The organism is Massilia sp. NP310, assembly GCF_019443485.1.
Classification (GTDB): Bacteria; Pseudomonadota; Gammaproteobacteria; order Burkholderiales; family Burkholderiaceae_D; genus Telluria; species Telluria timonae.
The window spans coordinates 4,311,141-4,323,216 of the sequence record NZ_CP080379.1 but is presented as its reverse complement, the minus strand read 5'-3'; the positions used below and the strand labels follow the sequence as shown (position 1 = coordinate 4,323,216).

The following is a 12,076-nucleotide window of genomic DNA, read 5'->3' as shown; positions in this document are numbered from 1 at the left end:
CGGGGCACGGCCGTCAGCGCCCGCTGCGGAACAGCACGACCTTGAGCGTATTGATCAGGACCAGCACGTCGAGGAACAGGCTGTTGTTCTTGACGTAATACAGGTCGTACTGCAGCTTTTGCAGCGCATCCTCGGCCGAGGAACCGTAGCCGTAACGCACCTGGGCCCAGCCGGTGATGCCCGGCTTGATGCTATGACGTACATTGTAATACGGCACCACCTCGATCAGCTGCTCCACGAAATAAGCACGCTCGGGCCGCGGACCGACGAAGGACATCTCGCCCTTGAGCACATTGAACACCTGGGGCAGTTCGTCGATGCGGGTCTTGCGCATGAAATTGCCGACGCGGGTGACGCGCGGATCGTTCTGGGCCGCCCACTGCGGCTTGCCGCCTTTTTCGGCATCGGTGCGCATGCTGCGGAATTTGTGCACCCGGAAGATCTTGCCGTCCTTGCCGACCCGTTCCTGCGAATAGAACACGGGGCCGCGGTCTTCCAGCCACACGGCGATCGCCGCGGCCAGCATGATCGGCAGGGTCATGACCATGATCAGGGTGCTGCACACCAGATCGAAACCGCGCTTCATGAAAGTGCGGATGAAGCTCTGGTCGAAGCCGCCGCCGAACACCAGCCAGCTCGGCTGAAGCGAATCGACCCGGATCTGGCAGGTTTCGCGTTCGAAGAAGGTGGCGGCGTCGGTGACCTTGAGGCCCTGCAGTTTGCAGTCCAGCAGTTCCTTGATGGGGAAGCTGCCGCGCCGGTTCTGTACCGAGACCACGATTTCCTGCACGCCGTACTGCTTGGCGACCTTGACCAGCGAATCGCCGTCGCGCACCTTGAGCAGGTCGCCGGCAGGCACGCAGACCTCTTCGCTGGCGACCGGAATGAAGCCGGCGATATTGTAGCGGTGGTAGCTGGTCTTCTTCTGCGCCAGTTCGCTGCACTCCTTGGCCAGCGGACCGCTGCCCAGGAACATGATGCGCGACTGCATCAGGCGCAGCTCGGACGTCTTGAAGAAGATGATGCGCGCCGTAAAGATGCCGACCGCCGCCAGGCCGAACACCAGCAGCAGGATGCCGCGGCCGAAATACAGGTCGGGGGCGATATAGAACACCAGGGTCAGGATCAGGAAGCCCATCAGGAAGGCGGGCATCAGCTTCATCAGGAAGGGATGGCGCAGGCCTTCGTCGAAATCGAGCTGGTACATCCCCATGGCGCTCATGCTGAAGCTCACCGCCACCGCGAAGGCGATTGCCGAGGCCATGAAGTGATCGAGCTGCAAGGCCGTCGCCGGCGCGCCGACATCAAGAAAACGCATGGCGGCGCCCGCATAGGCGGCCCCAAGCAGGATCAATATCTCTACGAACAGCAGGACGAATACGATCTTCGACACATAGTGATTAGAGATCCGAAACATTTTATTCCCCAGAATTTATTATTGCTTCACTGCTTGCTGAGTTGGCAAAACGACCACAAGGCATCGGCTGCATCGACAGCAGCGCGCGCATGGTCTCATACAATAGCTATAACGTGTCGCGCTCGCCAGGACGTGTTGTATTGACGACAATCGCCGACCTCGTCCGCCTCCTGGTTAATAAATTTTCCTACGCGACATTATCAATATAGCAAAGATTGAGATTTGTTTCTTTATCGCTAGATCTGCCGTGCGCGGGGTAGAAAAAATTTCCCACAGGGCAACAGCCCTGTCATCATGTTTCCCCACGCCGCTTGTCGCTGATCATGTGCTCGCCATAGTAGGTCAGCGCTGTGTAATGTCGATGACTTGTCGCCTGTACAAGCAAATCCAGACAACCATTGCTTAACCATGCATTTTATATATCACAAGCATGGTAGTTTTTTGCTATATTTTTAACAGTAAATATAGCATGGAAACACAAGCAGACTCAACGATGGTTCACTGCCGCGTCAGGTCAATGCAACACGGGTAAGACAGACTGTTGCAAAGCTCACCTGCGCTTAGGGAAAGAAATTTTAGCATTGACTCAACAGTATGCAGCGCAACGATGGATATCGTGCGCTATTGTTTTAAAGCTAATATTGATTTATAGCAAGTGTGCGCCTCAGAGTTTCGCCCCGGCGGCCTGGGGCGCATCCACCACCGGCATGGCGCCGGCCGCCGGTGCCGGCTGCCGCGCGCGTCGTCCTGCGCCTATGAGCAGAGGGAACAGCCGCGGCATCAGGACGTTGGCGATACGGTAGACGGCGACCAGGATGGCCGTCACCAGCACCGGCGCCATGACCCAGTACAAGGGATAGGGCAAGGCGCTGCCATAGCGGCTGTACAGGAGCCAGGTCAGCAACAGCACCGGGGCGTGCGCCAGGAACATGAAGAAGCTGTACTTGCTCATGCCGACCAGCCAGGGCCCGAGCCGGCTCGCCGCCAGCCAGGCGGTAGCCGGCCAGATCAGGAACGGAGCGACCAGGCGCAGATAGGTCGTGTTCGCGACACGGAAATGCACGATGGCGGCGCAGGCGAGCAAAAACAACAGGAAGCACGGCACTGCGTATCGGTCGAGCAGGCGCAGGTTCCAGCCGCGCACGGCGGCCATGCCGCCCACATAGAACAGCACCGCCATCACGTCGCGCAGCACCAGCACGCCATCGTAGTTTTTGAAGAACACCACCGACACCAGCACCAGGCCCGGCCAGGCGTAATTGCGCAGTAACCAGCCGAATGCCGGCGCGAGCAGGATGAGCACCAGCAGGTCGCGCAGGAAGTTCAATGGGTAATTCACGGGCGACGCCGTCAGGCCGAAGGCGGCGTTGAGCCAGGCCATCGGTTCAAAAGGCCACAGTTGCGCGGACATCTCGACACCGGCAAACAGTTGCGCTCCGAGCGCCAGGGGCAGCAGCGGCAGGTTGAAGCACAGGAAGGGCAGCAGGATGGTGCGCGCCTTCTTGCTGAACAGGCGGGCCGGCGCACGATCGAGGGCGGCGCCGAACAGCAGGAATCCCGAAATGACGGTCAGCACCGGGACGGTGGCGCGGAACACGGCGAGCTGGAAAAAGGCCTTGGTGGCATCGAACCAGCCATTGCCGATCTCGGCCATGGGCACGTACTGCGGTGTATGCAGCATGATGACGCCGAAGATCATGACGAACCGCAGAAGTGCGATACGGTCGCGAAGGCCATGGTCGAGGGTCATGGAAGGTCCTTTTCAAGAGTGCGGAACATGCGCGGGAAAGTCGTCGCGCATGGCACGAGAAACTGCCGAATCGAGCCTGCCGGCAATGAAGGGCCTGCCAACTCCCACTTACCTTAAAGTCAACACTGATCAATGTCAATTGTGCGCGTGCGTCATTACACAAAAGTGTCGAATGCGCGGTATGAGCGGCGAGCACGGACGCGAGACCGCGACATGCTGGCGCATGCGGGACGTTCGGAAGGAGAAAGGAAAACGATGGCAATGATGCCGGAATGGCGCGGCTGGCTGGGATCGAACCAGCGACCCTTGGCTTCGGAGGCCAATACTCTATCCACTGAGCTACAGCCGCGCTGGAGGCGTGACGAAGGATACAGTCTTTCCGCAAGTACGTCCATGGGGAGAGGCGGAAAAACCCCTACACCAAAGCAGGATTACACTATAATAAGATTCTTGACGGCATTTGCAAAAAGCCACTAGATCGCAGTGCCCCAGTGGCCGGTTTTTTTAATTGAATTAAGGAAATCATGAGCGACGCACACAACGAACACCAATCCCTCATCCGCACGCCTAAACAGCTCGTCGTTGCCGTCACGGGATTCTTCTTGGTTATTGTTCTAGGTATCATTTTACTCGTCACGTTCGTGACCAGTACCGCCACCACCGGCGCCGGCACCGACGGCCAGAGCGCCGAAGCCATCTCCAACCGCATTCGCCCCGTTTCCGAAGAAGGTTTCACCCTGGTCGACGCCAATGCGCCGCGCGTGCTGCAGGCCGGCGGCGCCGTCTATGCCGCCACCTGCGCAGCCTGCCACGACAGCGGCATGGCCGGGGCGCCGAAGACCGGCGACAACGGCGCCTGGGGCGCACGCCTGGCGCAAGGCTATGACACCCTGCTGAAACACGCCATCGAAGGCATCCGCGCGATGCCGGCCAAGGGCGGCAATCCGGACCTGGACAATCTCGAGGTCGAGCGCGCCGTCGTCTTCATGACCAACAAGAGTGGCGCCAGCTTCAAGGAGCCGGCCGAGCCCGCGCCTGCCCCGGCTGCGGCCGAGGCGCCGGCCGATGCCGCCGCTACCACCGTCGCACCGGTAGCGCCAGTTCCGGCCGCAACGCCCGCCGCTGCCCCGGCAGCCGCGCCAGCCATTGCCAGCGCCGACGCTGGCAAGAAAGCCTACGATTCAGCCTGCATCGCCTGCCATGGCGCTGGCATCGCCGGCGCGCCGAAATTCGGCGACAAGGCGGCCTGGACCGCGCGTCTCGGCCAGGGCGCTAACGTGATGTACGAACACGCGATCAAGGGCTTCCAGGGCAAGGCCGGCTTCATGCCCCCAAAAGGCGGCTCTACCCTCCCCGATGCCGAGATCAAGGCCGCGGTCGATTACATGGTGGCCGCCGTCAAATAAGACGCGCTGCGGCTCCAATAAAAAAGCACCCAGCCGGGTGCTTTTTTGTTTGAAAGATCATGAACGTTGTTGCAGCGCAACCCAGCAATAACGTCGCTTCGATCAGTGCAGGCGGCGACGGCGCGTGGTCAGCATGGCCATGAACCCAAGTCCGACCAGCAGGACGCCAGCCGGCTCGGGGACTGCGGTCGGCTCGGTGCTCACGAAGAAATCGAAGTTAATGCCCAACACGCCAAGTCCGCCGATTTGTTCGGTTCCGAACGCATCGTCAGTGGCCGGGAAAAAACCGTCCCAAGGATAATTCTGATATACCCCGTCAGCAAGATTATCCGTTTCGATGAGCAGCTTATTATTTGAATCGAGGAAAGAAATACGGGCCTCGTACAAATTAACGACGCTCATCAATTCGAGCGGATAATCGAACAGACCGATACCCAAAATCGCTGTTTCTCCCAACACCGGGAATAAATCGCCAGTGCTTCGAATCTGAATACTGATGAGTGATCGACCATTGCCCAAGTCACTCTCGGATTCGCTCACGGTGAGAAAACTATCTCCCCGAACCGCCATGGCTGCCTCGTCATCGAAAGTGGCGACGCCGGCAAACGCCTCATCGCTTTCGCTCCCTTGCAGATAGAAGGAGTAGGCGGAACCGACAGTGACGACCGGCGCCGCGACCGCAGCCTGCGACCCCGCGCCCAGTGTTGCGGCGACTACAAGAATCGATCCAATAAATTTACGCATGCTTTCCCCTTGATGCAAAATATTATACTTACATCAAAGCAAAATTCATGCCTTTTGGCCTGATTTCTATAAAAATCAGTGAATTAGCTCGAGCTTACCGGAAGCAAATCCAGGCGCTGTAAATTATACCGACACTACCTCAAGTCGAGCGATCACCTTGCACTATCGGTCTTCTGCGCAACTTTTCGTTCATTCTCCTCCTCTCGCAAGCTTCCCGGGCAGCTTCCAGCAACGGATATATGCCGCGTGGTATTTCGCTGCACTGTATTGCCGTTGAATCCCTTATCGTGAATTTTCTTGAATACCAAAATAAAACCTGATTCAAAATATTGCTCGAAAGAAAATTTAAACTGCTCAGAAACAGTTGGCACTATTGAACAAAAATACTTGCATGAAATAGTTGCCGTTCATATTCATTGGTTAGTAATTGTTAAATATTTCCATATTGCACTGTCACAATTGGTTACAAGTAGACTGCCGTAAATATCGTATCCTTCAAAACTTTCCCACCGGAACAAATTCCAAGCGGAATTTTTTACAGGATAAATACCATGCAATTCTGCAACTCTGCATCGACCAAACACCACGTCTTTCGCCTGAACGCCGCGCTGCTGATGTCGCTGGCAGCCATTGGCAGCACCTCGGCCGCCACCCTGTCCGTCGGTCCTGGCAAGACCTACGCGGCGCCCTGCGCCGCTTTCGCCAAGGCCAAGGCCGGCGACATCATCGAGATCCAGGGTGGCAAGACCTATAGTGGTGACGTCTGCGCCATCAGCCCGAGCGACCTCGTTATCCGCGGCGTGAACGGCCGCCCGAAGATCGATGCTGCCGGCAAGAATGCTCAAGGCAAGGCGATCTGGGTGGTCAAGGGCAATAACATCACCGTCGAGAACGTCGAGATGTTCGGCGCCAAGGTGCCAGACAAGAACGGCGCCGCGCTACGCCTTGAGGGCACTAACTTCACGCTGCGCTCGTCCTACCTGCGCGGCAATGAAAACGGAATTCTGAGCGGCGCCAACGCCAACAGTAATATCGTGATCGAATACAGCGAATTCGAACGCAATGGCGCGGGCGATGGCTATTCGCATAACTTATATATCGGCAATGTCGCCAGCCTCGCGTTCCGCTATAACTATTCGCACGACGCCCTGGTCGGCCACAATCTGAAGTCGCGCGCCAAGGTCAATACGATTAGCTACAACCGTTTCTCGAGCACGCCATCGGCCACTGCCAAGGCAGGTGCACCAAGCTATGAGATCGACCTGCCGAATGCCGGTACCGCCTACGTCGTCGGCAACGTGATCCACCAGCCGGCGGTCCACAATAATCCAGGCATGCTGGCCTATGGCATGGAAGGTGCGACAAATCCGGGCAAGGACTTGTATGTCGTGAACAATACCTTCCTGAACGACGACAGCTCGCGCGGCACCTTCGTCCTGGTCGGCAGCAAAGTGACGACCCCGGTCTTACTGCAGAACAATATCTTTAGCGGCACAGGCACCGTGACCAGCCAGGGCAGCGCCGTGCAGAAGAGCAATTATCGTTCGGTGGCCGCAGGCTTCGTCAACCGCGCGCAGTTCGACCTGCATCCGCTCGCCAACGCACTGGTGATCAATGCCGGCACCGCACCGGGCAAGTCGGCGGCCGGCGTCAGCCTGGCCCCAACCGCGCAGTACAAGCATACGGCTTCGGGAGAATCCCGTCTGGTTTCCGGCACGCTCGATATCGGTGCCTATGAAGCGGCAGGTTCGACGGCGGCGCCGACGACTCCTGCGCCTGTGCCTGCGCCTGCGCCGACGACGCCGGAAACCTGGAAGCAGTGCGCCACCGAAGGTTATACCTGCTCTTTCACCGGTACCCGTGAGGTGCGCTACGGCGTGCCGGGCGCCTACAGCACCAAGGTCATTACTGCAAAAACCGCCTGCACCTCCGCCGTATTCGGCGATCCGAAGAAAGGCTATTCGAAGACCTGCAGCTATTCCAGCCTGGCGCGCTGACCGTCCTGTATCGCGGGGAACGGCCGACCAGCTCTTCCGCGCGTAGCCACGGTACAAGCACAAAGGCCCGGTCGTCGTCGACCGGGCCTTTTATATATGCAGCACTATTTTCGGCTTGGACAGCCCTGGCTTACCAGATGATCACGCGATCCTTCGGCGCCAGGTACATCTTGTCGCCCGCCTTGACCCCGAACGCCTCGTAGAAACCAGGCTGGTTCTTCAGGGTGCCGTTGGCGCGGTACTGCGCCGGCGAGTGCGGATCGGTCTTGATCTGGGCGATCTGCGCCGGTTCGCGCATCTTGGTGCGCCACACCTGGCCCCAGCCCATGTAGAAGCGCTGGTCGCCGGTGAGACCGTCGATGACGGGCGCCGGCTTGCCCTTCAGCGAGATCTTGTAGGCTTTATAGGCGATCGCCAGGCCCGAGTTGTCGCCGATGTTCTCGCCCAGGGTCAGTTCGCCGTTGACGTGGTAACCCTCCAGCGGGCTGAAGGCGGCATATTGCGCGATCAGCGCCTTGGTCTTCTCGCCGAAACGCTTGCCGTCTTCTTCGGTCCACCAGTTGCGCATATTGCCGTCGCCGTCATACTGCGAACCCTGGTCGTCGAAGCCGTGGCTGATCTCGTGGCCGATCACGGCGCCGATGCCGCCGTAGTTGACCGCGTCGTCGGCATTGGCGTCGAAGAACGGCGGCTGCAGGATCGCGGCCGGGAACACGATCTCGTTCAGCTCCGGGTTGTAGTAGGCGTTGACGGTCTGCGGCGTCATGCCCCACTCGTCGCGGTCGATCGGCTTGCCGAGCTTGTTCAGTTCGCGGTTGTATTCCACTTCGCGCGAACGCATCACGTTGCCGACCAGGTCATCGCGCTTCACGGTCAGGGCCGAATAGTCCTTCCACTTGTTCGGGTAGCCGATCTTCGGCGTGAACTTGGCCAGCTTGGCCTGCGCTTCCTTCTTGGTCGCGGGGCTCATCCAGTCCAGAGTGTCGATCGACTCTTTATAGGCGGCCAGCAGATTGTTGACCAGGACTTCCATGTGCGCCTTGCGCTCGGCCGGGAAGTGCTTCGCCACGTACAGCTTGCCGACCGCGTCGCCCAGGCTCGATTCCAGGGTCGAGACGCCGCGCTTCCAGCGCGGTTCCAGTTGCGGGATGCCGGCCAGGGTGGTGCCGTTGAAGGCGAAACGCTGGTCGACGAAGGCTTTCGACAGGTAGTTGGCGTAGCCGTTCACGGTCTGGAACTGCAGATAGGCTTTCCAGGTTTCCAGCGGAATACGACCAAGAACGTCAGCGAAGCCCTTCAGGTAGGTCGGCTGGCTGACGATCAGGTAGTCGGCCTTGCCCTGCAGGCCCGACGCCTTCAGCCACTGCTGCCAATCGTAGCCCGGCGCCATGGCGGCCAGTTTCGAGAGTTCGACCTTGTTGTAGGTCTTGATCGGGTCGCGGTTCTCGACCTTGGTCCACTGCGCCTTGGCCAGCTCGGTTTCCAGCTCGACGATGGCTTTCGCATCGGCCTTGGCATTCTTGCCGCCGGCCAGCGCCAGCATCTTCTCGACGTGCTGCTGGTACTTGGCGCGGGTGTCCGCCAGCTTGGCGTCGTCCAGCTTCAGGTAGTAGTCGCGGTCGGGCATGCCCAGGCCGGCCTGGTACAGGTCAGCCACGTACTTGGTCGAATCCTTGGCGTCCTGGTGGATGAAGAACACGAAGGGCACGTTGACGCCGATGCGGCCCAGGTGGGCGAACATGGCCGGCAGTTCATTCTTGTTCTTGAGCGCGGCGATCTTGCCCAGTTCGCCGGCCAGCGGCTTGGCGCCCAGCTGTTCCAGGCGCGCTTCGTCCATATAGCTGGCGTAGAAGTCGCCGATCTTGCGCGCTTCGGTGCCGTTGGCCGCGCTGCGTTCCATCGCAGCTTTCTCGATCACGGCGCGCAGTTGCGGCAGGGTGTCGTCGCGCAGCTGGTGGAAGGCGCCCCAGGTCGACTTGTCGGCCGGGATCTCGACGCTCTTGAGCCACTTGCCGTTCAGGTGTTCGAAGAAATCGTCCTGCGGGCGTACGCCGGCATCGATGTACTGGGTGGCGATGCCCGACGCTGCCGCGCTGGCCTTGGCGGCGCTGGCAGGGGCGGCAGGGGCGGCGGCGCCGGATTCGGCGTGCGCGAACGAAGCTACCAGCACGAGTGCGGCAGCGCTGAACAAATGTCGTTTCATGTTCTCTCTCTTTGTTGTGAGTGCAATGCAAAACGGGCCGGCGCTCATGACGCCGGCCCGTCCCTGGACCAGATTACCAGATGATGACGCGTTCTTCAGGCGGCAGGTACATCTTGTCGCCCGGTTTCACGTCGAAGGCCTTGTAGAACTCGGCCATATTGCGCACGGTGCCGTTGGCGCGGAACTGGCCCGGCGAGTGCGGGTCGGTCTTGACCTGGTTGATCTGCTGCGCTTCGCGCATCTTCGAGCGCCACACCTGGCCCCAGCCCATGAAGAAGCGCTGGTCGCCCGTGAGACCGTCGATCACCGGCGCCGGCTTGCCGTGCAGCGAGATCTGGTAGGCCTTGTAGCCGATCGCCAGGCCGGCGTTGTCGCCGATGTTCTCGCCCAGGGTCAGTTCGCCATTGACGTTATAGCCCGGCAGCGGGCTGTAGCCGTTGAACTGGTTGACCAGCTTGTCGGTGCGGGCCTTGAACGCGGCCTTGTCCTCGGCGGTCCACCAGTTGCGCAGGTTGCCGTCGCCATCCGACTGGCTGCCCTTGTCGTCGAAGCCGTGGCCGATTTCGTGGCCGATCACGGCGCCGATCGCGCCGTAGTTGACGGCGTCGTCGGCGCGCATGTCGAAGAACGGCGGCTGCAGGATCGCGGCCGGGAACACGATCTCGTTCATCGTGCTGCGGTAGTAGGCGTTCACGGTCTGCGGCGTCATGCCCCACTCGGTGTGGTCGATCGGTTTGCCCAGCTTGCCGATGTTGCGCTCGTACTCGAAGGTCGAGGCGCGCATCGCGTTGCCCACCAGGTCGTCGCGCTTGATGGTCAGGCGCGCGTAGTCGCGCCACTTGTCCGGATAGCCGATCTTCGGCGTGAACTTGGCCAGCTTGGCGCGCGCTTCCTTCTTGGTCGCAGGGCTCATCCACTCCAGGTTGTCGATCGACTGGCCGTAGGCGATGATCAGGTTCTTCACCAGCTCTTCCATGCGCGCCTTGCGCTCGGCCGGGAAGTGCTCCTTCACGTACAGCTTGCCGAGCGCCTCGCCCAGCGCGCCTTCGACGGTGGCCACGCCCTTCTTCCATTCCGGACGCTGCTCGGTCACGCCGGTCAGCGCGGTGCCGTAGAAGGCGAAGTTTTCGTCCACGAAGGCCTTCGACAGGTAGGGCGCGTATTCGCGCAGCAGCTGCCATTCGAAGTACGACTTGACGGTCGCCAGGTCGGTCTTCGCCAGCAGTTCATTGAAACCGGTGAAGTAGCTCGGCTGGTTGACGATGATGTATTCCAGCTTGTTGCCCACGCCGGCGGCGCCCAGGGCCGCCTTCCAGTCGTAGCCCGGCGCCAGCTTGGTCAGTTCAAGCACGCTCATCTTGTTGTAGCGCTTGACGGGATCGCGGTTCTCGACCTTGGTCCACTGCACCTTGGCCAGCTCGGTCTCGAAGTCGACGATGGCCTTGGCCTGGGCCGCGGCGTTCTTCTCGCCGGCCAGGGCCAGCGTCTTCTCGACGTGCTGCTGGTACTTGGCGCGGATCTCCGCCAGCTTGGCGTCGTCCTGCTTCAGGTAGTAGTCGCGGTCGGGCATGCCAAGGCCGCTCTGGCTGATGTAGGTGGCGTACTTGGTCGACTCGCGCATGTCCTGGCCGACGTAGATGCCGTAGGGGCTCGAAACGCCGATCTTCGCCAGGTGGGCGGCCAGGGCCGGGATGCCCTTCTTGTCCTTCAGCGAGCGGATCCGCGACAGCTCGCCGGTCAGCGGCTTGTAGCCCAGGGTTTCGCGGCGCTCGGCGTCCATGAAGCTGGCGTACAGGTCGCCGATTTTCCTGGTCTCGGTGCCGGCCTTGGCGCCGGTGTCTTTCTGTGCGGCCTCGATGATCGCCAGCAGCTGCGGCGTGGTGTCTTCGCGCAGCTTCATGAAGGTGCCCCAGCTCGAACGGTCGCTCGGGATTTCGGTGTCCTTCAGCCACTTGCCGTTCAGGTAAGTGAAGAAGTCGTCCTGCGGACGCACGCTGGTGTCGATGTACTGGGTGTCGATGCCCGAAATGACGCCGGCCGGCGCGGCGGCGGTGGCGGCGGTGGCCGGCGCAGCGTCGGCAGCCATGGCCGGCGCAGCGAAGGCGGCCATCAGGGACAGGGTCAGGGTGCTCAGGAGGTGTCGCTTCACGGGAAAAATCCTTACTTGCAGTGCGATTGCAGGGTGAATCGGTTCCGGCCGGATGGTCGGCAAAAAAACCATTCTAGCGGTTAGGCAATAAACCTCGCTGGCGGAGCACGGATTTTTACTTTTCGATACACGGCACACATGTGTTTTCGCGTATGCATGTGTTGGAAGATGACAACACGATGACAGGCGGGATGACATGTGCGCCCCGTGTCCGGTGAAGGGGAATGTACAATCTCCGCAGAGGCAGCCGACAGATCGCACAATGTGCGAAACCGGGACCGGAAAGAAAAAAGCCCGCGGTGGAGGCCGCGGGCAAAGACCACTTCAAGAGTGGAGAGAGAGAAAAACTGGTTCCAACTATAGGCTGCCTCATCCGCACGCTCTTCTACTCTTACAATTGCTTACCATCG

Annotated in this window: 7 protein-coding genes and 1 tRNA gene; 2 read left to right on the top strand and 6 right to left on the bottom strand. The window is 60.2% G+C overall.

Translation table 11 applies throughout. The features are described 5' to 3' along the window. Positions 1 to 13 precede the first annotated feature (13 nt). From KY496_RS19015 to KY496_RS19005, 3 genes are all read right to left on the bottom strand, one after another. On the bottom strand, positions 14 to 1,417 hold the full coding sequence (locus tag KY496_RS19015; RefSeq protein ID WP_005663912.1) for a TIGR03013 family XrtA/PEP-CTERM system glycosyltransferase: 1,404 nt from the start codon (positions 1,415 to 1,417) through the stop codon (positions 14 to 16). Positions 1,418 to 2,081: 664 nt separating this feature from the next. Beyond that, positions 2,082 to 3,167, bottom strand: coding sequence for an acyltransferase (locus KY496_RS19010; protein WP_005663913.1), 1,086 nt, complete (start codon positions 3,165 to 3,167; stop codon positions 2,082 to 2,084). A 273-nt stretch (positions 3,168 to 3,440) separates the two neighbouring features. After that, positions 3,441 to 3,516, bottom strand: a tRNA-Arg gene (locus tag KY496_RS19005). 175 nt (positions 3,517 to 3,691) lie between these two features. Here KY496_RS19005 and KY496_RS19000 point away from each other — a divergent pair. Further along, positions 3,692 to 4,573 carry a cytochrome c5 family protein gene (locus KY496_RS19000; protein ID WP_219861973.1) on the top strand — a complete coding sequence of 294 codons (882 nt, stop codon included), beginning with the start codon at positions 3,692 to 3,694 and terminating at the stop codon, positions 4,571 to 4,573. A 102-nt stretch (positions 4,574 to 4,675) separates the two neighbouring features. Here the strand turns inward: KY496_RS19000 and KY496_RS18995 are convergent, their stop codons facing one another. Next, positions 4,676 to 5,317: a PEP-CTERM sorting domain-containing protein gene (locus tag KY496_RS18995; RefSeq protein ID WP_005663915.1), complete on the bottom strand. Its 642-nt coding sequence runs from the start codon at positions 5,315 to 5,317 to the stop codon at positions 4,676 to 4,678. Between the two features lie 551 nt (positions 5,318 to 5,868). Between KY496_RS18995 and KY496_RS18990 the strand changes: the two genes are divergently transcribed. Next, positions 5,869 to 7,314 (top strand): hypothetical protein, encoded by a 1,446-nt coding sequence (locus KY496_RS18990; protein WP_005663916.1) that lies wholly within the window; start codon positions 5,869 to 5,871, stop codon positions 7,312 to 7,314. A 130-nt stretch (positions 7,315 to 7,444) separates the two neighbouring features. Here KY496_RS18990 and KY496_RS18985 read toward each other — a convergent pair whose 3' ends face one another. Beyond that, entirely contained in the window at positions 7,445 to 9,517 is a 2,073-nt protein-coding gene (locus tag KY496_RS18985; protein WP_005663917.1) for a M13 family metallopeptidase, read from the bottom strand. Positions 9,518 to 9,590: 73 nt separating this feature from the next. Further along, positions 9,591 to 11,666, bottom strand: coding sequence for a M13 family metallopeptidase (locus KY496_RS18980; protein ID WP_005663918.1), 2,076 nt, complete (start codon positions 11,664 to 11,666; stop codon positions 9,591 to 9,593). Positions 11,667 to 12,076 lie beyond the last annotated feature (410 nt).

Excerpts from the sequence above, each read along its gene's own strand:
- KY496_RS19015 (WP_005663912.1), bottom strand. The coding sequence starts at position 1,417 with ATGTTTCGGATCTCTAATCACTATGTGTCGAAGATCGTATTCGTCCTG.
- KY496_RS19010 (WP_005663913.1), bottom strand. The coding sequence starts at position 3,167 with ATGACCCTCGACCATGGCCTTCGCGACCGTATCGCACTTCTGCGGTTC.
- KY496_RS19000 (WP_219861973.1), top strand. The coding sequence starts at position 3,692 with ATGAGCGACGCACACAACGAACACCAATCCCTCATCCGCACGCCTAAA.
- KY496_RS18995 (WP_005663915.1), bottom strand. The coding sequence starts at position 5,317 with ATGCGTAAATTTATTGGATCGATTCTTGTAGTCGCCGCAACACTGGGC.
- KY496_RS18990 (WP_005663916.1), top strand. The coding sequence starts at position 5,869 with ATGCAATTCTGCAACTCTGCATCGACCAAACACCACGTCTTTCGCCTG.
- KY496_RS18985 (WP_005663917.1), bottom strand. The coding sequence starts at position 9,517 with ATGAAACGACATTTGTTCAGCGCTGCCGCACTCGTGCTGGTAGCTTCG.